Consider the following 20,234-nt stretch of genomic DNA (forward strand, 5'->3'; position numbering starts at 1 on the left):
AATGCCCAACGATCCATCATGCGCCGAGTCGGTACGGCACATCGGAGCGGCGGGTTTCGCCGGGACGCGGGACGGAGATGACGACCACCACCCTCCTTCTGATCGCCATTGCCGTCATCATGATGGTGGCGGTGCCGATGGTCGTCATGATGAAGGATTTCCTGCCGCCGATGATCGAGCGCTCGGCCAACATCGACAAGCTCGAAAACCGCATCTACGTCCTGCATTCCGAAGCCCACGATCTGCAGGATCGCGTCAACCGCCTGATCGCCAACCGCAATCGCCAGTCTTCCGATCTCCACCGGGTGGAGAGCGACATCCGGAAGATGGAGAAGGCGATGAACGAGCTCGCCGACCAGCCGCCGCTGTACGTGCACGAGGTGGGTGACCCGCAGGCGGGCCTGCAGAAATTCACGGTCAATCTCGTGCTCGAACGGGCGTCGGCCAAGGCGCGTACGTCGGGCGACCGGGTGCCGGTCAACCCCATCTGGCGCCAAACCAACGTCGCGGAGGTCTGGGCCCACAATTTCGAGGAGGCGAAACAGCTGGTCGAGACGGCGTTTCCCTTCAAGCTGGGCTACACGAAGAATTTCGTCGTCAAGGCATCGGAGAGCGAACGCGTGGCGGAGCGCGCCCGAAAGGCTGTGGCCGAAGCCGCCACCGCCGGGGAGCCGGCCGAGCCATGATGATCAATTTCCTGATCGTTCTGGCAATCGTCGCGCTGGCCGCTTGGCTCGGCAATCTGTTGCTCGCGGTCGAGGCCGCGGTGTCACAGGCCCAGGCACGGGCGCGATCGGTCAAGAACTCCGTGGGCCGTCTGGAGGGCACCATCGTCCGGCTCAAGAGGGAAGAGGAGAACATCAACAAGGAGATCACCGAGATCGTCGAGAAGCTGACGGTGCAGAGGCGGAAGCAGGCCGAGGTGCAGCAGGCCCTGGCCGATGCGACGCAGCTGAAGCAACGGCCGCGCCTGCTGATCCTCAGCGACCGCCGCAACCCCAACGACAAGGATTGGCTGGTGGTGGTGGTCAACAGCCAGATCGCGGAGATCGACGCCTCCCACCCTCTGGCGCAGGACTGGCGCAACGGGCGCGAGTATCTGGTGTGGGCCGAATCCGAACGTGATGCCATCGAGCGCGCCACACGCCGCTTCAGTGCCAAGCCCGGCTTCACCGTACGCTCCGTGCAGCCGATGAAGGACCCGTCAGCCGGCATCGCTCGTCCGGCCGCCGCCGGGTGACCGGGACGGCACAGCTCAGGGCAGCGGGCCGCTGCGGTACAGCGTTACCCGTACGCCCCCGTGGTTGACGGGCGGCCCCGGCGGTCCGAAGGGCAGGCCGGTGGCCGCCGCCAGTGCCGGATCGCTGGTGATCACCCCGACCCTCCACCCGGAAAAGCGCGCGCGCAGCGTATCGCCGAAGGCGTGGTAGAGCGGACGCAGCTCCTTGGCCGTGCCGATGCGCGTGCCGTAGGGCGGGTTGGCGATGACGAGCCCCGGCGGCCCCTCGGGCGGCATCAGGTCGCTGATGGCGTGGTGGCGGAAGTCGGTCAATTCGCCCACACCGGCCCGCTCCGCGTTGGCGCGGCTCATGGCGACGGCACCGGCGTCGCGGTCGCTGCCGGTGAAGCGCAGGGCGGGGCTGCGGAGTTCCCCCCCGGTCTTCAGCCGGTCCCAGCCGGCCGCATCGAAGCTGGCGAGCCGCTCGAAGGCGAAGGACCGGCTGCGGCCTGGCTTCAGCCCCGCGGCGATCTCCGCCGCCTCGATCACGAAGGTGCCGGAGCCGCAGAGGGGATCGACCACCGGCTCGGTGCCGGCGTAGCCGCACTCGCGCAGGAACAGGGCGGCCATGGTCTCGCGCATCGGAGCCTTGTTGACGGCCTCCTTGTGGCCGCGCTTGTGCAGGGATTCGCCCGACGTGTCGATGCTGATGGTGCAGAGGTCGTCGTCGATGCGCGCCTTGATGCGCACCGCCGCGTCCGCCGCCGACGGAGCGCCCAGCGTCTCGCGGATGGCGCGCTCGATGCGCTGGGCGGCGGCACCGGCGTGGTAGATGCGCGAGCCGGTGCAGGACGCCTCCACATGGAACGGCGTGTCGGGCCGCAGGATGCCGGCCCAGGCGACCCGCCGCGCCCGTTTGTCGAGCTGGGCCAGATGGAACGCGCGGAAGGCGGCCACCCGCGCCAGCACGCGGTTGGCGCCGCGCGCCTCCAGATTGATCCGCCAGACCTCCGGCCAGCCGCCGCGGACGGTGACGCCGCCCTTGCCGGGCCGCGGGTCGGTGAAGCCGAGGTCCCGCAGCTCCGCGCACAGCGCGTGCTCCAGGCCGGGGAAGGTCACCACGTAGATGTCGAAAAGGCCGTCGTCCGTGTCCATGCCGCCTTCTTAGCGCGGCGGATGGGCGGCGGCGACGGCTTTCTCCGCGGGATCAGGCGGCGGTGGCGGTAACGGCCATCACGTCGAGCTGGAAGGACCCGTCCTCCTCGATCGCGAAATGCGCCCGCACCTCCGCCGACGCGGCGCGCTGGAGCGCCCGGATCATGCCGACATGCTCCTCCGGCGTGCGCATGCGCGCGGTCCAGGACGCGAAGTCCAGCCGCAGTTTCCAGGTGCGACAGGTGTCGACCGTGAAGCCGGCGCGCGACAGCGCGGCCAACCACTCGGCCAGGGTCGGGTTGCGGCTGTGCGACACGTCGCGCAGCAGTTCCACCGCCTGGATGTGGGTGTCGAGCGGACCGGGGGCTGGAGCGTAGGAATCGATGAACACCGCGGTGGAGCCCGGCGCCAGCACCCGCCGCGCCTCGCGCAGCCCGGCGTCGAGCACGCGCCAGTGATGGGCGGAGTAGCGGCAGCCCAGGAAATCGAAGCAACCGGCCTCGAAGGGCAGGGATTCGACGGGCGCCTGGACGGTGCGGATGTTGGTCAACCCGCGCTCCCCGGCGGTCGCCGCCACCGCGGCCAGCATGTCGGCCGACAGGTCGCAGGCGGTCACCGAGGCCGCGTGCGCCGCCAGCCGGTAGGCGACGTGGCCGCCGCCGGTGCCGAGATCCAGAGCGTGGTTAGGGCGCTTCGCCCGCACCAGAGCCTCCAGCGCGTCCAGATCCTCGCCGCGGGCGTGCACCGGGCTTTCCACATAGGCCCGCGCCTGCGGGCTGAACTGGTTCGAAACGACCGACTCGTGATCCTTGGACATTGCCTTCTCCGACGGCTGGCTGGTGGTTCCGCCGCCAGGATGACAGCTCCTCACACCGGTACAAGATGAGCCGTTATCCTGGTATAAGTGTTCCCATGCTCGATCCCGACCAGCGGCGCCTTTTGGGTGCGTTCGTCCGCGCCCACCGCGAGCGGCTTTCGCCGGAGAACCCGGCCGGCCGCCGCCGGCGCACGCCCGGCCTGCGGCGGGAGGAACTGGCGGCGCGGGCGGGGATCAGCGCCACCTGGTGCGCCTGGATCGAGCAGGGGCGGGAGGTGCGCGCCTCCCCCGAGACGCTGGGGCGGCTGGCCCGCGCGCTGGCCCTGACGCGGGCGGAGCGGGCGCATCTGTTCGAACTAGCCGGCCGCCGCGATCCGGACGCCGCGGCTCCGGAGCCGGCGGACGACGCGCCGCCCTCCGTCGCCGCCCTGGTCGTGTCGCTGCCGCACCCGGCCTACGGGCTCGACCGGTTCTGGAACGCGAGCTGCTGGAACGAGCCGGCAGCCCGGCTGTTCCGCGGCTGGCTGGGGGAGGGGCTGCCGCGCAATTTGCTGCGCTTCGTGTTTCTCGACGCCGCCGCCCGCGGCCTCATCCCGGATTGGGAGGCGCGGGCGCGCCGTCTGCTTGCCGAATTCCGCGTGGATTACGGCCACGCGCTGAACGACCCGCGCATGCGGGCGCTGGTCGAGGGGCTGCGCACGGAAAGCCCCCTCTTCGCCGCCGCCTGGAGCGAGCAGACGGTGCTGGACCGGGAGGGCGGTGTGCGGCTCTTCGCCGGTCCCGATGGTCGTCCGTTGCGCTTCCGCCAGCACAGCTTCTGCCCGTCGGACCGGCCGGACCACAAGCTGGTGGTGCTGTTGCCGGCCTGAAGCCCGGTGGCCGGTTACGGTGCCGACAGCCCCTGCGCCCTGAACACGCCCTTCACCCGCTCGACCAGCGCCTCGTCCGGCGGTTCGGTGTGGGCGAGGCGGTAGGGCAGGCGCAGGGCCCGCCATTTGTGCTCGCCCAGCCGGTGGAAGGGCAGCACGTCCACCCGCTCCACCACCTCCAGCCCGGCGGTGAACTCCGCCAACCCCTCGATCTCGTCGAAGCGGTCGGTGAGGCCGGGAACCAGCACGTAGCGCAGCCACACCGCCTTGCCCATCAATGACAGCCGCTCGGCGAACTCCAGCGTCGGGCGCAGATCGCCTCCGGTGAGCGCGCGGTAGGTGCTTTCCTTGAACGCCTTGATGTCGAGCAGCACGAGGTCGGTGTCGGCCAGCAGCGCGTCGTCGGCGTGCGCGCCGAGAAAGCCCGAGGTGTCGAGTGCGGTGTGCAGGCCGAGATCCTTGCAGCCGTGCAGGATGGCGGCGGCGAACTCCGGCTGGACCAGCGGCTCCCCGCCGCTCAGCGTGACCCCGCCATGGCCGTGGCGCAGGAAACCGGCGGTGGAAGCGATGTCGGCCAACACGTCGGCGGCCGTGGTCGGCTTGCCGTCGTGCATGTGCCAGGTGTCGGGGTTGTGGCAGTAGAGGCAGCGCAGCGGGCAGCCGGCGAAGAACACCACATGCCGCACGCCCGGCCCGTCCACCGTCGCCCCGGTCTCCACCGAGTGGATCCAGCCGGAAACCTTCGGTGTGGCCGGGGCGGCGGTGCGGGGTGCGGCCCAGGCCACACCCCACGGATCAAGAGAGTCCATCGTCCGTCCGCTCAGTGCTTCTCGTGGAAGGTGCGGGAGATGACGTCGAGCTGCTGCTCGCGCGTCAGCTTGATGAAGTTCACGGCATAGCCCGACACCCGGATGGTGAGCTGCGGGTACAGCTCCGGATGGTCCATGGCGTGCACCAGGGTCTCCCGGTCGAAGACGTTGACGTTGATGTGGTGGCCGCCCTGCGCGAAGTAGCCGTCGAGCAGCCCGACGAGGTTCCCGACCCGCTCCGGCTCGGTGGGGCCCAGCGCCGAGGGTACGATGGTGAAGGTGTAGCTGATGCCGTCCTGCGCGTGGGCGTAGGGCAGCTTCGCCACGCTCGCCATGGACGCCACCGCCCCCTTCATGTCGCGCCCGTGCATGGGGTTGGCGCCGGGGGCGAAGGGCTGGCCGGCCTTGCGGCCGTCCGGGGTGTTGCCGGTCTTCTTGCCATAGACGACGTTGCTGGTGATGGTCAGCACGGACTGGGTGGGAATGGCGTTGCGGTAGGCCTTCTGCTTGCGCAGCGCGGCCATGAAGCGCTCCACCAGCCACACGGCGATGGCGTCCACGCGGTCGTCGTTGTTGCCGAAGGCGGGGTATTCGCCCTCGACGACGAAGTCGGTGGCGAGCCCGCGTTCGTCGCGCACCACCCGCACCGTGGCGTGCCGGATCGCCGACAGGCTGTCGGCCACCACGCTCAACCCCGCGATGCCGCAGGCCATGGTGCGCAGCACGTCGCGGTCGTGCAGCGCCATCTCCAGCCGCTCGTACATGTACTTGTCGTGCATGAAGTGGATGGTGTTCAGCGCGTTCATGTACGCCTTGGCCAGCCATTCCATCATCGGAACGAAGCTTTCCATCACAGCGTCGTAGGTCAGAACGTCACCGGTGACGGGGGCGAGCGCCGGGCCGATCTGCTCGCCGGTCACTTCGTCGCGGCCGCCATTGATGGCGTAGAGCAGCGTCTTGGCGAGGTTGGCGCGGGCGCCGAAGAACTGCATCTGCTTGCCGATTCGCATCGCCGAAACGCAGCAGGCGATGGCGTAGTCGTCTCCCCACAGGGGCCGCATCAGCTCGTCGCTCTCATATTGGACGGAGCAGGTGCGGATCGACGTTTCGGTACAGAAACGCTTGAAGCCCTCCGGCAACCGTTCCGACCACAGAACGGTCAGGTTCGGTTCGGGCGCCGGGCCGAGGTCGCGCAGGCTGTTGAGCATGCGGAAGCTGCCGCGGGTGACCAGCGTGCGCCCGTCCTCCGCCATGCCGCCCAGGCATTCGGTGACCCAGGTGGGGTCGCCGGAGAAGAGCTGGTCATATTCCGGCGTGCGGAGAAAACGCACCATGCGCAGCTTGATGACGAACTGGTCGATCAACTCCTGCGCCATGCTCTCGTCGATGCGGCCGTCCATCAGGTCGCGCTCGACGTAGATGTCGAGGAAGCTGGAGACGCGGCCCAGTGACATGGCCGCCCCGTTGGCCTCCTTCACCGCGGCGAGGTAGGCGAGGTAGGTCCACTGCACCGCCTCGTGCGCCGTGGCGGCGGGGCGGGTGACGTCGAAGCCGTAGGACGCGGCCATGGTGACCAGTTCCTCCAGCGCGCGGATCTGCTCGGTGATCTCCTCGCGCAGGCGCAGCGTCTCCTCGTCCAACCGATCCAGCTCCAGGGAGGCGAACTGCGCCCGCTTGTCGGCGGTCAGCCGGGCGGCGCCGTAGAGCGCCAGGCGGCGGTAGTCGCCGATGATCCGGCCACGGCCGTAGGCGTCGGGCAGACCGGTGATGACGCCGGACTTGCGGCAGCGCAGCGACTCCTCGCTGTAGGCGTCGAAGACGCCATCGTTGTGGGTCTTGCGCAGGGAGGGGAAGACCTCCTCCAGTTTCGGCGACGGGGTGAAGCCGTAGGCCTCCAGCCCCGCCTTGACCATCCGCCAGCCGCCGAACGGCATCATGGCGCGCTTGAGCGGCTTGTCGGTCTGCAGGCCGACGATCAGTTCCAGCGCCGGGTCGATGTAGCCCGGAGCGTGGGCGGTGATGGACGAGAATGTCTCCGTGTCCACATCCAGCACGCCACCCTTGGACGCGCGCTCCGCCTTCAGCAGCTCGGCCACCTTCGACCACAGGGCCCGGGTGCGGGCGGTCGGGCCGGCGAGGAAGGATGCGTCGCCGTGATAGGGCGTGACGTTGCGCAGGATGAAGTCGCGGACATCGACCTCCCGCTGCCAGGAACCGGCGGCGAAGCCGCGCCAGGGGGCTGCGGCGGTGGATTCGTCGGTCGCCGGGACCAGCGGTTCGGTCAGAAGGGTGTCCATGATCGAGGCCTCCCCATACGGGCAGGGGCGCGGACCGCCGCACCCCGGATGGAACGTTTCCATTGTTGCTCCGCCCACGTGATTATCATTCCCGCGGAGCGAGGGCCTTGATCCGGATCAGTTTCTGGTATTACCACATCGAATGGCAGGCGAACGATTTCAGCCGGTCTGCGGCGGAAGCTCCTGAAAGCGGCGCATGAAGCGGCGGTCGATGCCGTCCTTGACGCGCCAGACCCAATTCCCTTCCGCATAGAGCCAGCCGCGCGACGCCACGGCGTGGCGGTCCCCGGTGCTGATCAGCGCCAGCCATTGCGACTGCGGAACGAAAGGCCTCAGCGGCTCGCCGGCGAGCGCCCGGCGCAGGTTTGCGGCGAGCGGCGGACCATGGCGCACGGCGATGACGCCGGCCTTCTCGCGCGGATGGCCTTGCATTGAGGCGACATCCCCGGCCGCGAAGACGCATGGATCGTTGGTGGAGCGCAACGTCTCTTCGACGATAACGAAGCCGCCGGCGTCGAGGTCGAGACCGGTCCCCGCCAGCCAGGGCGCGGCTCCCGCCTGCACCGCCCAGAGCGCGGTGTCGAAGGTGATCCGCCGGCCGTTGGCAATGTGCAGGCACCCGGCCTCCACCCGCTCGACCGCCGCGTCCTCGTGGACGGCGACGTTACGGCGCGCCAGCACGCGGCGGAAGGCTGCGCGGACGAAGCGGTTGTGGCGCTCCAGCAGCCCGCCCCGCGTGACCAATGCGAAGCGCGGCTGCCGCTCCGGCGGGTCGCCGAGGAGTGTCCGGAACCGGTGCTGCATCGCCAGGATCATTTCGACCCCGGCCGGACCGCCGCCGACCAAGACGAGCGTCGGCGGCGCGGCGGCGGCGCGGACCTCCTCCACCAGCCGCGCCCAACGCTCGGCCAGCCGGTCCACCGGCTTGACGGCGATGGCGTGTTCGGCCGCACCGGGCACATCCTCCGCCTTCGGGGTGGAGCCGATGTCGAGCGACAGCAGGTCGTAGGGCAGGGGGGCGCCGTTCCGCAGCCGCAGGCGCTTCGCCGCACGGTCGATGCCCGTCACCTCGTCATGGATCAGCGTGGCTCCGGCGAAGGTGGCGAGGGGGTGCAGGTCGATGTGGCACTCCCCGAACCGGTAATGGCCGGCGATGAAGCCGGGGAGCATTCCCGAATAGGGCGCCTGGAGATCGCGGGAGACAAGCGTGAGCCGCACACCCGGCTCCGGCCGCTCGCCGAAGCCGCGCAGCACCTGCACGTGGCTGTGGCCGCCGCCGACCAACACGAGAGTCCGTTCCGACGCCATCGATCCGCCCGTTCTGCGCAACGCCGTCATCATAGGCGAACCCGCCCGCGCGGACGAGCCCCATGGGGCGGAGCGAATGGCCCACAGGTGGCGAGGAATCGCCGATGTTCCGTAAAACGGATGATCCGTAAATCTGAAAACATGCGTGCGGAGTTTCCGTCATATTATGGTAATGCCGCAACGCCGTACCAGAAATGCGCTGAATAAGGCCGGCTTTGGCGTGATCAGCCGCCAGCTCTGTCCTATATCTGTACGAACGGAATACCTGAGGACTGCGACATGACCACGATCGCCCGCTCCGGCACCACCTCCCTCGGCCTCGGCGCCCTGGTTCAGTCGGTGCAGACCTTCTTCTCCGCCGCGGTGGACGGGCTGCGCCTGTACCGCGCCGTGTCCGGCGGCCGGCCGATCAGCAACGCCGAGCTGAACCGCACCGGCTTCACCCGTGAGCAGGTGGCCTTCCTCAGCAAGCATGTCCGCCGCATGGGCGACTGCTGATCCCGGCACCGCGTCTTCCCTTCGAGCGGCACGGCCCGCGCCGGGTGATCCCCGGCGCGGGCCGTGCCATTTCCGTCTTCAAAAATTCACTTGAATTGCCGGCGCAACGGCGTATCTCTTCGCGGACGACGCACTTCGCACGTGCCTATGGCCCTCTGTGGTTATGCAACGACGTACAGCGTCCTTTTTGGCAGAGCCGGTCATTCCGTGGACCGGTCCCGAGAGGGAACACAGTATGTTGTCCATTACCCACGGTGGGGCCATGAGACCGTAGCCCCACAGCCGGACCTCGACGCAAACCATCGCCACAGCCTCTGAGCGTGGCGGGGCGTTCGACTCCGGCTTTCCTCGTCACATCCCCCCAAAATTCGCCGAATGCGACTCCGCGCCACAGGTCCGCGCGCTCGCTCGGCGTGTGACCACGGATCGCGCCGCCCGGCCGATCCGCAGGAGGACCGCGTCATGGGCTACATCCGCACCCGCTCCGCCGTCGCCCCGCTCCGCCGCGACGTCCACGCCCCGGCCTCCACCGCCGCGGCCGGCCGCCGCCCGTCCGTGCATCAGGCCGTGGCGCTCTACCGGCCGGAGGAGCCGATGCACTGCATCCGCCCCGGCACCCTGCGCGACACCGCCCGCCGCTTCGTGGACGCCTTCGGCGCCGCGGTGGGTGGCGACGTGCTCTACGCCGTCAAGTGCAACCCCGAGCCCACGGTGCTGCGCGCCCTGTGGGAGGGCGGGGTGCGTCACTTCGATGTGGCCTCGCCCGGCGAGATCCGGCTGGCGCGCCAGATGTTCCCGGAAGCCGTGCTGCACTACATGCACCCGGTCAAGGGCCGGCAAGCGATCCGCGACGCCTACGCCCAGTACGGCGTGCGCGACTTCGTGCTCGACAGCCGGGAGGAGCTGGACAAAATCCTGGCTGAGACCGGCAACGCCGCGGACCTCGGCCTCGTCGTCCGCCTCGCCCTGCCGAAGGGCAACGCCGTCTACGACCTGTCCGGCAAGTTCGGCGCGGCGCGGGAGGAAGCGGTGGAGCTGCTGCGGGCCGCGCGTGCGGTCGCGCTGCGGGTCGGCGTCAGCTTCCATGTCGGTTCGCAGATGCTGGACCCGTCCGCCTACGAGCGGGCGATCGCGCTCGCCGGCGCCATCATCGCCGAGTCCGGCGTCGCCATCGACGTGCTGGATGTGGGCGGCGGCTTCCCCGTGTCCTACCCCGGCGTCACGCCGCCGCCGCTCGACGACTTCATGGCCGCCATCGCCCGCGGCATCGCGACGCTCGACCTGCCGGCCGGCTGCCGGGTCTGGTGCGAGCCGGGTCGGGCGCTGGTGGCGGCCGGCGGCTCGCTGGTGGTGCAGGTGATGAAGCGGCGCGGCGACGTGCTCTACATCAACGACGGCATCTACGGCAGCCTGTCGGATGCCGGCGTGCCTGGCTTCCTCTTTCCGGCGCGGCTGGTCCGCCCCTTCGAGGGGCGGTCGGACGCGCCGGAGGCCGCCTTTTCCTTCTACGGCCCGACCTGCGACAGTGCGGACCGCATGGAGGGACCCTTCCATCTGCCGTCCGATGTAAAGGCCGGCGATTGGATCGAGCTGGGCCAGCTCGGCGCCTACGGCGCTTGCCTGCGCACAGCCTTCAACGGCTTCGAGCACGCCAAGCTGGTCGATGTGTCCGACCCGCCGCTGCTCGAAACCCCCGGCCACCGTCTTGCCGCACTTGCGGCATGATGACGGCTCCAGTACCAAGGTTGTCCAACCTATAAGGAACCAACCGACTTCCCGGCCCACCGCGCCAGCCCATGACAAGGCCGGCGTGGCGGGTTGAGGCGTTGTCGAGACGCCGCAACCCTGGATCGGGGGGAAGCCCGCAACCCGTTCAGCACGTCAGGAAACCGATCATGCCTCTCGACACCAAGCACTGCGCGTTCACCGGCCGTATGGTCATCGTCGGCTTCGGCTCCATCGGACAGGGGGTCCTGCCCCTCCTGTTCCGGCACATCGACCTGACGCCGGAGCAGGTGACCATCATCACCGCCGAGGAGCGGGGGCACGCGGAGGCCGACCGGTACACGGTGCCGTTCGTGAACCTGCCGCTCACCCGCGACAATTACCGCGAGGTGCTGGGGCCGCGTCTGGGCAAGGGCGATTTCCTGGTGAACCTGTCCGTGGACGTGTCGTCGGTGGCGCTGATCGCGTTCTGCCGCGAGGTCGGCGCGCTCTATCTCGACACCTGCATCGAGCCGTGGGCGGGCGGCTACACCGACACCTCGCTGTCGGCGTCGCAGCGTTCCAACTACGCGCTGCGCGAGACGGCGCTGGCTCTGCGCGCCGACGGGCAGGGCGGGCCGACCGCGGTGATCACCCACGGCGCCAACCCCGGCCTCGTCTCCCACTTCGTGAAGCGGGCGCTGCTCGACATCGCCCGCGACACCGGTGTCGACACCGCGATCCCGCAGACCCGCGGGGAATGGGCGGCGCTGGCCGAGACGATCGGCATGAAGGTGGTGCACGTCGCCGAGCGCGACACCCAGGTCTCCAACCAGCCGAAGGCGGTGGGCGAGTTCGTCAACACCTGGTCGATCGACGGCTTCGTCGGCGAGGGCTGCCAGCCGGCCGAGCTGGGCTGGGGCAGCCACGAGAAGGCATTGCCGCCGGATGGCCGCCGGCACGAATTCGGCAACGGCGCCGCCATCTATCTGACGCGGCCGGGCGCCAGCACCCGCGTGCGCACCTGGACTCCGCTGGAGGGGCCGTTCCACGGCTTCCTGATCACCCACAGCGAGGCGATTTCCATCGCCGACTACTACACGGTGAAGGAGGACGGGCAGGTCCGCTACCGCCCGACCGCGCACTACGCCTACCACCCCTGCGACGACGCGGTGCTGTCGGTGCATGAGTTGGCCGGCAAGAACTGGCGCATGCAGCCGACCAAGCGCCTGATGATGGACGAGATCGTCAGCGGCACCGACGAGCTGGGCGTGCTGCTGATGGGCCACGCCAAGGGGGCTTACTGGTACGGGTCGCGCCTGACCATCGAGCAGGCGCGGGCACTCTGCCCGTACAACAACGCCACCTCGCTCCAGGTGACGGTCGCCGTCCTGGCCGGCGTGGTCTGGGCCATCGAGAACCCCGACCGCGGCATCGTCGAGCCGGACGAGCTGGACTTCCAGCGCTGCCTCGAAATCTGCAACCCCTATCTGGGCGAGGTCGTCGGCGTCTATGGCGACTGGACGCCGCTCCAGGACCGCGGCGTGCTGTTCCCGGAGGATGTGGACACCGACGACCCCTGGCAGTTCAAGAACTTCCGCGTGGTCTAACGGATCGTTCGGAGCACCATCACATTCGCGGGATGCGGAGCGTTTTGCGAAATGCCGCCCTTCGGGGCGGCATTTTGCATATGTAGGTATGACGGACGCCTGTCGCGATGGCACATAAGCCTTTGCTTATTTTCGAGATTTTCCCACCGCGGTGCGGAGCGCCGGACGGCATGGTTTTTGATCAAAGACTTGGAAGGGAAAAACGACAACCGGCGGTTTGACATGGCCATCAGAATTCTGTCTCTGCGCACGAAAATGCTGTCGCTTGTTGGTATTACCACAGTTGCGGTCGGAGTTGTTGCTGGCATAGCGCTTTGGATGAATTTCCAGCAGATGTACAGGGACCGCCTGAACTCATTGCGGTCGGTGATCGAGACGGCGCACGGCGTCGCCGTATCCTTGAATGCGGAGGTGGAAAAGGCGACGATCACCAAGGGCGAGGCGGTGCGCCGCCTGTCCTCCATAATCTCGACGATGCGGTATGGAGACGGCGAATACATCGCCGTCAACAGCCTGGATGGCCTGGGTGTCGTTCACCCGATCCGTCCGGACCTGGTCGGCAAGGACGTCACCGGTACGATGGACGCCAAAGGCTTTCCGCTCGGGCGGGTGATGAACGACGTCGCCAGGAAGGGCGAGGGCATCGTCAACTACCACTGGCCCAAGGCCGGCGAGACGGAACCCCAGCCGAAGTCCAGCTATGTCAAGGCGTTCGCCCCGTGGAACGTCTACTTCTTCACGGGCGTGTACATGGACGACCTGTGGAACCAGTTCTACGAATACGGCTTGTGGCTGCTGCTGGCGGTCGGCGCGCTCGCGGTGCCGGCGGTCGGTGCCGTCGCCTATGTCGGACTGAGCGTCAGCGGCTCGATCCGGAGCCTCAGCGTCCGCATGCACGCGCTCGCGGGCGGTGACCTCGACCAGCGCTTCGCGGAAGCCGGACGCGGCGACGAGATCGGCGAAATGGCCGCGGCGGTCGAGGTGTTCCGCAAGAGCGCGATCGACAAGCAAAGATTGGAGATCGAGCGTGCCGAAGAGGGACTTCGTGCCGCAGCCGACAAGCGCGCGTCGATGCGTGCGCTCGCCGACACCTTCGAGGGAACGGTCGGGGGCGTGATCTCCACGGTGATCGACGAAACCGCCTCGATGCAGGCGAAGACCTCGTCGATGACGGACGCCACCTCGGAAACCAACCGCCTGGCTTCCGCGATGGCGACCGCCACCAGCCAGACCGCGGCCAACGTGCAGACGGTCGCCGCCACGTCGGAGGAACTGTCCGCGTCGATCGCCGAGATCGGGCGGCAGGTCACCCGCTCCAGCCAGATTGCCACGGAGGCGGTCGATCAGGCGGAGCGCGCCAATGAACGCATCGGCGGGTTGGCGGATGCCGTCCAGCGGATCGGCGCCGTCGTGGACCTGATCAATTCGATCGCCAGCCAGACCAACCTGCTGGCGCTCAATGCGACGATCGAGGCGGCGCGGGCCGGCGAGGCCGGCAAGGGCTTCGCCGTCGTGGCGAGCGAGGTGAAGACGCTGGCCGCGCAGACCGCCAAGGCGACGGACGAGATCGCCGCCCAGGTCGCCGGGATACAGACCGCCACCCACCAGACGGTGACCGAGATCAATGGTGTGGGGCAGATCATTGCGCAGATGGACCAGATCACCGGCGCCATCGCCGCGGCGATCGAGGAGCAGGGGGCCGCGACGCGCGAGATCGCCCGCAGCATCCAGCAGGCGGCGGTGGGAACCAACGAGGTCTCCAACTCCATCGCCGGCGTCAGCGCCGCCGCCGAGCAGAGCGGCAAGGTGGCACGCGACCTCCAGGCGTCCTTCCGGCAGCTTTCCGATCAGGCGGGGACGCTCCGCGCGGAGGTCCAGCGGTTCCTGAGCACCGTCCGGGTGGCGTGACGGCGGTCCGGTCGATCCTCAGGGGTCGGCCGGCCATGGTCCTGGTGCCGCTGTCTTCCGGAGCGCTGGCGAGGGCGTCGGCACCGCTCCCGCGCACGGCATCGGTGCGCGCCGCGGATTGTCCAGTACATGTGCGGTTTCGCAGAATGCACTGCATCTTGCAAATTGCCACGGTCGAGCCTGGACGTTTGCATATTCCGGTATGAGGAGGTCTCGGCTAGGCCATTGATTAGACCATAAATTTTTTGTGTCTTCTCCATTGTGGAGTATTTTGACCGTGGCATGAATCTTGATCAATAGAGGGACAGGGAACAGAAAATCATAAGGTGCCCCATGAGCACGCGAACCCTATCTTTGCGCACCAAGCTCCTATCGCTGGTCGGGATGACCTTCGGTGTGGTCTGCTTTGTCGCCGCTTCCGGTCTTTGGATCAACTATCATCAGATGTACGAGGACCGAGTCGCGAGCCTCCGCGCCATTGTCGAGACCGCTCATGGAGTGGCCGCGTCACTTGAGGCGGAGGTGGCCAAAGGCACGCTGAGCAGGGAGGAGGCGCAGCGCCGCTTCACCGCGACCCTGACCGCGATGCGGTACGGCGCCGGCGAATACATCTTCGTCAACGATTTCGACAGCGTCGGCGTCGTCCACCCGGCGCGCCCCGAATCCGTCGGCAAGGACATGTCCGGGCTGAAGGACAGCAACGGCTTCCCGTTCGCCCGCGCCATGTCCGATCTGGCGAAGGGCAAGGGGGAAGGGGTGATCGAATACTGGTGGCCGAAAGCCGGCGGCGTCGAGCCGCAGCCCAAGGCCGCCTATGTGAAGGCGTTCGTCCCGTGGCGCTACGCGATCGGTACGGGCGTCTACATGGACGACCTGTGGGACGACTTCGCGACGCACGCGCTGTGGCTGATCGCCATCATCACGCTGCTGACGCTGCCGCTGGTCCTGGCCGTCGGCTATGTGGGGCTCTCGGTCAGCGGCACCATCCGCCGCATGGGTGAGCGCATGCGGCGGCTGGCCGCCGGGGACCTGGACCAGAGCTTCGCGGAAGCCGCCCGTGGCGACGAGATCGGCGAGATGGCGCGGGCGGTGGAGGTGTTCCGGGACAACGCCGTCGCCAAGCGCAAGCTGGAGGAGGAGCGCGCCGAAGCCGGGCAGCGGGCGGAATCCGACAAGCGGCGGTCGTTGCACCATTTGGCCGACACCTTCGAGCGCACCGTGGGCGGGGTGCTCGGTGCGGTGATGCAGGAGACGGCGGCGATGCAGGTCAAGACCAACTCCATGACCGCCGCCACCGCCGAGACCGACCGCCTCGCCGCGACGATGGCAGCGGCGACGGGACAGACCGCCGCGAACGTGCAACTGGTCGCGACCACGTCGGAGGAGCTGTCCCATTCCATCGACGAGATCGCGCGGCAGGTGACCCGCTCCAGCGAAATCGCGTCGCAGGCGGTCGGGCAGGCGGACCGCGCCAACGAGCGCATCTCCGGACTGGCGGAGGCGGTGGAGCGCATCGGCGCGGTCGTCGGTCTCATCAACTCCATCGCCAGCCAGACCAACCTCCTCGCGTTGAACGCGACGATCGAGGCAGCGCGCGCGGGCGAGGCGGGGAAAGGCTTCGCGGTCGTGGCGGGCGAGGTGAAGCATCTCGCGTCCCAGACCGCCAAGGCGACCGAGGAGATCGGCGCCCAGGTCGCCGCGATCCAGGCGGCGACCGGCGACACGGTGACCGAGATCAACGGCGTCGGCCAGATCATCGCTCGGATGAACCAGATCGCGTCTGCCATCGCGTCCGCCGTCGAGGAGCAGGGGGCGGCCACCCGCGAAATCGCCCGCAACATCCAGCAGGCCGCCGTGGGCACAACGGAGGTGTCCAGCTCCATCACCGGCGTCACCGCCGCCGCCGATCAGAGCGGCAAGGTCGCGCGTGACCTGCACGACTCGTTCAGCCAGCTCTCCGGTCAGGCCGGCGCCCTGAAGACGGAGGTTGAGCGTTTCCTGGCGACGGTGCGTGCCGCGTGAGGCTTCCTACACCCGCTTCAATGTGGCTGTAAGCGCCCCGGCCCCGATCAGAACCCCGCCGCCGACCCGGTTGAAGGTCCGCATGGCGGCGGGGGAGCGGAACAAGTGCCGCGCCCGCGCGCCCATCACGGCGAAGCCGGTCACGATGGACAGCGCCAGCGCCACGAAGGTGCCGCCGAGGATCATCATCTGCGGCAGCGCCGGGGCGGCGGGGTCGATGAACTGCGGCATGAAGGCGGTGAAGAACAGGATGCCCTTCGGGTTCAGCACGGTCACCATGAAGGCGGTGCGAAGCATCGTCAGGGATGGCTGGCGCGGCGCCACGGGATCGCCGCCCGGCAGGGCCGGCGGGGCGCGCCAGAGCTTCAGCCCGAGCCAGACGAGATAGGCCGCCCCGGCCCATTTCATGATCAGGAAGAGCTCCGCCGAGGTCGCCAGCACGGCGCCCATGCCGAGGAACGACACGGCGATGGCGGTGGCGTCGCCCAGCGCCACCCCGATCAGACCGGCGAGCGCCGGCCGCAGCCCGCCGGAGACGGCGTAGCCGATCACCAGCAGCACGGTCGGGCCGGGAATGAGGATCAGCGCCGCCGCCGCGGCGGCGAAGGCGAGCCAGAGTTCGACGGGCATCAACGGTTCCTCCGGTTTGGGTTCCCGTCGAGCCAGCCATGGCCCATGGATGGTCGTCAAGCGGTGACATGAACGCGATTTCATCCCCTCGCAACGCGACCGTTACCCGCCGGGCGATAAGGTGCCATCCGTAGCGACGATGTTCCCCGGTTCGCCGGGGGGCTCTCCTCGTCTCTCCCCGATGGTCGCCCCCGGCCATCGGCCCCGCGGTCCGGCATACCCCGCATCCCTCGCCGGCCGCTCTTGACGGCGGGGCGTTTAGGGCGGAATCGAATGGGGATACCCGCTCCCCACGCGACGAGCCCGATCATTGCGCCCCGCCGTTCTCTTTCCCCTCTTCCGCCCGGTCACCTCGCTGCCGGGGCTCGGTCCCCGGCTCGGCAAGCTGGCCGAAAAGCTGGCCGGCCCGCATGTGACGGACCTGCTGTGGCATTTGCCCTGCGGGATCATCGACCGGCGCCTGTCCCCGAAGATCGCGGCCGCTCCCAACGGGCAGATCGCGACGCTCGAGGTGCGTGTCGAGTCACACGTGCCACCCATCAACCCGCGCCATCCCTTCAAGGTGCGCTGCGTGGACGAGACGGGGGTGATCGAGCTGGTCTATTTCCACGCGCGCGGCGACTGGGTGCAGAAGATGCTGCCCATCGGCCGCATGGTGGTGATCAGCGGCAAGGTGGAGTGGTTCCACGACACGCCGCAGATGCCCCACCCCGACGCCGTCGTGCCCGCCGACCAGCGCGACGAGCTGGAGCGGGTGGAGCCGGTCTACCCCATGACCGCCGGGCTCCCGGCCAAGACCCTGCGCAAGGCGGTGCGCGCCGCCCTCGACCTCGTGCCCGAGCTGCCGGAATGGCAGGACCCGGCCTGGCTGGCCCGTCAGGGCTGGCCGCGCTGGTCGGACGCGCTGCACCGCGCTCACCACCCGGAGGATGAGGCCGACCTCGGCCTGTCCACCGCCCACCGGCGCCGCCTCGCCTTCGACGAGCTGCTGGCGAACCAGCTGGCGCTGGCCCTGGTGCGCGAGCACCAGCGCACCCTGTCCGGCCGCGCGGTGAAGGGCGACGGGCGGCTGCGCGAGCCGGTGGAGCGGGCGCTGCCCTTCCACCTGACGGGCTCGCAGCGCATGGCGCTGGCCGAGATCTTCGGCGACATGGCGGCGGACGCGCGTATGCTGCGGCTGCTCCAGGGCGACGTCGGCAGCGGCAAGACCGTGGTGGCGTTGCTCGCCATGCTGAACGCGGTGGAGGCCGGGCATCAGGCGGTGCTGATGGCACCCACCGAGATCCTGGCCCGCCAGCACGCCGAGTCGCTGGCCCCGCTGTGCTGGGCGGCAAAAGTGGAGATCGGGCTGCTGACCGGGCGGGACAAGGGCAAGGCGCGCGAACGCGTGCTGGAGCGGCTGGCGTCCGGCGAGCTGCCGCTGGTGATCGGCACCCACGCGATCTTCCAGGAGGATGTGGCCTTCAAGGATCTGGCGCTGGCGGTCATCGACGAGCAGCACCGGTTCGGCGTGCACCAGCGGCTCCAGCTCTCCGCCAAGGGGCGGGGGGTGGATGTGCTGGTGATGACGGCCACCCCGATCCCGCGCACTCTCACGCTCACCGCCTACGGCGACATGGACGTGTCGCGCCTGACCGAGAAGCCGCCGGGCCGCAAGCCGGTGGACACCCGCACGGTGGCGCTCGACCGGCTTGAGGACGTGGTCGGCGGCATCCACCGCAAGGTGGCGGAGGGCGCCCGGGTCTATTGGGTCTGCCCGCTGGTGGACGAATCGGAACAGCTCGACCTCGCCGCGGCGACCGAGCGGCATGCGTACCTGCGGGCGACCTTCGGCGAGCGGGTGGGGCTTGTGCACGGCAAGATGCGCGGCGCCGACAAGGACGCGGTGATGCACGACTTCGCCGCCGGGCGCCTCGACGTGCTGGTCGCCACCACCGTCATCGAGGTGGGGGTGAATGTGCCCGAGGCGACGGTGATGGTGGTGGAGCACGCCGAGCGCTTCGGCCTCGCCCAGCTCCACCAGCTCCGCGGCCGGGTGGGGCGCGGGGAGGGGGCGTCCATCTGCCTGCTGCTCTTCGACCCCCAGCTCACCGAGACCGCGCGCCAGCGCCTGAAGATCATGCGCGACACCGAGGACGGTTTCCTGATCGCCGAGGAGGATCTGCGCCTGCGCGGCTCCGGCGAGCTTCTGGGCACCCGCCAGTCCGGCCTGCCAGAGTTCCGCATGGCCGACCTTGCCGAACACGGCGAACTGCTGGCCGCTGCCCGTGACGACGCCCGGCTGATCGTCGAGCGCGATCCGGCGCTGGCCGGCGAACGCGGGCAAGCGCTGAAGACGCTGCTCTACCTGTTCGACCGTGATTCGGCGGCGAAGACACTGCGGTCGGGTTGAGGGCGCCAGCGGCACCGGCGCCTGACCCGCGGGTCCAGGCTCTCCGGAACGCCGCCGGTCAGAACGAGTAGGTCAGACCCACGAGTCCGATGGGCTGGGTCTTCTTCTCAACGATCGGGCTGTCCGCGGCCCGGTCGAGCAACTGCGTGACTCCGATGGACGCGGCCAGGCTGATGCTGTCGGTGATCCGGTAATTGGCGGCGACGCGGAAGGAAAGGTCCTTGAGTCCGCTGGACGGGCGGTATCGGGGAAGTCCCGACGCCGTGGCCTCCGACGTGTCGATGCCGAAGTATCCGTCCATGTAGGTCCGGCTCCCCCAGGTCGCACCGAGGCTCGGCGTGATGGTGAGGCGCTCCGTCGCTCGGATGGGATAGGCCACGCCGGCGTTGATGAGCAGGCCACGGTCCGTGTCGGTGACGGCCTGCGTGGCCGCGAGCGTCGCCACGAAACCTTTCAGCCGTGCCGAGACGAAGACGCGGGCACCCAGCGCGGAATCCACGCCCTGGACTCCGTCGGGCACATCGTCCGCGTCGTAGCCCTGCAGCCAGTTGACGCTGACTCCGGCTGTGAATGTCGGGGTTTCGATGACGGTGACACCGATGCCGTCACCGACCTTCGCGAAGAACCGCCCCACCCGCACGTCGATGAGCGGCAGCGGTTGGGCCTCATACCGGTCGGAGCCTTGGTATCGCGGTGCCATCGCCACGCCGGCGCCGAAAATCCACCGATTTTGCCCCTTCTGCTCCGAGACGTCCGCGCCAACGTCGAGCCTGTCCGAGGATGGTTCACCGGGAACCGGATCCGCATGTGCGGACGCCGCGGTGCCAGCCGTCATCGTGGCCATGGTCAGTGCCATGACCGCGGCGAACGGCCACCCCGGTCCAGTGTCTCTTGTCATTTCCGCACCCCGTCAATAAGATCCATTCGCGCATCTTGTATCAACCGGAATTTCCAGCTGTCAAGATGCGCCAATGTATCTTATTGGAGTCGTCATCG

At 68.8% G+C, this 20,234-nt stretch carries 16 protein-coding genes; 9 read left to right on the plus strand and 7 right to left on the minus strand.

Going from position 1 to position 20,234, the window contains the following annotated elements:
• Nucleotides 1–77 precede the first annotated feature (77 nt).
• On the plus strand, nucleotides 78–686 hold the full coding sequence (locus tag HL658_RS05260; RefSeq protein WP_180280886.1) for a hypothetical protein: 609 nt from the start codon (nucleotides 78–80) through the stop codon (nucleotides 684–686).
• Nucleotides 683–1,240 carry a hypothetical protein gene (locus HL658_RS05265; protein ID WP_180280887.1) on the plus strand — a complete coding sequence of 186 codons (558 nt, stop codon included), beginning with the start codon at nucleotides 683–685 and terminating at the stop codon, nucleotides 1,238–1,240. Before HL658_RS05260 ends, HL658_RS05265 begins: the two co-directional genes overlap by 4 nt.
• A 15-nt stretch (nucleotides 1,241–1,255) precedes the next feature.
• Here the strand turns inward: HL658_RS05265 and HL658_RS05270 are convergent, their stop codons facing one another.
• Together HL658_RS05270 and HL658_RS05275 are read right to left on the minus strand one after the other, a co-directional pair.
• Nucleotides 1,256–2,374, minus strand: coding sequence for a THUMP domain-containing class I SAM-dependent RNA methyltransferase (locus HL658_RS05270; protein WP_180280888.1), 1,119 nt, complete (start codon nucleotides 2,372–2,374; stop codon nucleotides 1,256–1,258).
• Nucleotides 2,375–2,426: 52 nt separating this feature from the next.
• A complete protein-coding gene (locus tag HL658_RS05275) occupies nucleotides 2,427–3,191 on the minus strand; it encodes a class I SAM-dependent methyltransferase (RefSeq protein WP_180280889.1) in 765 nt (254 codons plus the stop codon).
• 95 nt (nucleotides 3,192–3,286) lie between these two features.
• Between HL658_RS05275 and HL658_RS05280 the strand changes: the two genes are divergently transcribed.
• Nucleotides 3,287–4,060: a helix-turn-helix transcriptional regulator gene (locus tag HL658_RS05280; protein ID WP_211109658.1), complete on the plus strand. Its 774-nt coding sequence runs from the start codon at nucleotides 3,287–3,289 to the stop codon at nucleotides 4,058–4,060.
• Nucleotides 4,061–4,074: 14 nt separating this feature from the next.
• On the opposite strand, the gene pflA is transcribed toward HL658_RS05280, so the two are convergent.
• The 3 genes from pflA to HL658_RS05295 form a co-directional block, all read right to left on the minus strand.
• A complete protein-coding gene (pflA, locus tag HL658_RS05285) occupies nucleotides 4,075–4,869 on the minus strand; it encodes a pyruvate formate-lyase-activating protein (protein WP_180280891.1) in 795 nt (264 codons plus the stop codon).
• Nucleotides 4,870–4,880: 11 nt separating this feature from the next.
• The gene (gene pflB, locus HL658_RS05290) at nucleotides 4,881–7,166 is read right to left on the minus strand and encodes a formate C-acetyltransferase (protein ID WP_180280892.1); all 2,286 of its coding nucleotides are present in this window, start codon (nucleotides 7,164–7,166) and stop codon (nucleotides 4,881–4,883) included.
• Between the two features lie 159 nt (nucleotides 7,167–7,325).
• Nucleotides 7,326–8,474 (minus strand): FAD-dependent oxidoreductase, encoded by a 1,149-nt coding sequence (locus HL658_RS05295; RefSeq protein WP_180280893.1) that lies wholly within the window; start codon nucleotides 8,472–8,474, stop codon nucleotides 7,326–7,328.
• Nucleotides 8,475–8,753: 279 nt separating this feature from the next.
• On the opposite strand from HL658_RS05295, the gene HL658_RS05300 reads away from it, so the two are divergent.
• From HL658_RS05300 to HL658_RS05320, 5 genes are all read left to right on the plus strand, one after another.
• Complete coding sequence (locus tag HL658_RS05300; protein ID WP_180280894.1) at nucleotides 8,754–8,972, plus strand: hypothetical protein; 219 nt, start codon at nucleotides 8,754–8,756, stop codon at nucleotides 8,970–8,972.
• 462 nt (nucleotides 8,973–9,434) lie between these two features.
• Nucleotides 9,435–10,697, plus strand: coding sequence for a type III PLP-dependent enzyme (locus tag HL658_RS05305; RefSeq protein ID WP_180280895.1), 1,263 nt, complete (start codon nucleotides 9,435–9,437; stop codon nucleotides 10,695–10,697).
• A gap of 170 nt (nucleotides 10,698–10,867) precedes the next feature.
• Nucleotides 10,868–12,286 (plus strand): homospermidine synthase, encoded by a 1,419-nt coding sequence (locus HL658_RS05310; protein WP_180280896.1) that lies wholly within the window; start codon nucleotides 10,868–10,870, stop codon nucleotides 12,284–12,286.
• Nucleotides 12,287–12,463: 177 nt separating this feature from the next.
• Entirely contained in the window at nucleotides 12,464–14,194 is a 1,731-nt protein-coding gene (locus HL658_RS05315; protein WP_343055015.1) for a methyl-accepting chemotaxis protein, read from the plus strand.
• A 444-nt stretch (nucleotides 14,195–14,638) separates the two neighbouring features.
• The gene (locus tag HL658_RS05320) at nucleotides 14,639–16,216 is read left to right on the plus strand and encodes a methyl-accepting chemotaxis protein (protein WP_246337331.1); all 1,578 of its coding nucleotides are present in this window, start codon (nucleotides 14,639–14,641) and stop codon (nucleotides 16,214–16,216) included.
• Between the two features lie 6 nt (nucleotides 16,217–16,222).
• Here the strand turns inward: HL658_RS05320 and HL658_RS05325 are convergent, their stop codons facing one another.
• Complete coding sequence (locus tag HL658_RS05325) at nucleotides 16,223–16,846, minus strand: LysE family translocator (RefSeq protein WP_180280898.1); 624 nt, start codon at nucleotides 16,844–16,846, stop codon at nucleotides 16,223–16,225.
• Nucleotides 16,847–17,156: 310 nt separating this feature from the next.
• On the opposite strand from HL658_RS05325, the gene recG reads away from it, so the two are divergent.
• A complete protein-coding gene (gene recG / locus HL658_RS05330; protein WP_180280899.1) occupies nucleotides 17,157–19,238 on the plus strand; it encodes an ATP-dependent DNA helicase RecG in 2,082 nt (693 codons plus the stop codon).
• A gap of 58 nt (nucleotides 19,239–19,296) precedes the next feature.
• Here recG and HL658_RS05335 read toward each other — a convergent pair whose 3' ends face one another.
• On the minus strand, nucleotides 19,297–20,094 hold the full coding sequence (locus HL658_RS05335; protein ID WP_211109659.1) for a MipA/OmpV family protein: 798 nt from the start codon (nucleotides 20,092–20,094) through the stop codon (nucleotides 19,297–19,299).
• Nucleotides 20,095–20,234 lie beyond the last annotated feature (140 nt).

Source organism: Azospirillum oleiclasticum (assembly GCF_013423485.1).
GTDB classification, from domain to species: domain Bacteria; phylum Pseudomonadota; class Alphaproteobacteria; order Azospirillales; family Azospirillaceae; genus Azospirillum; species Azospirillum oleiclasticum.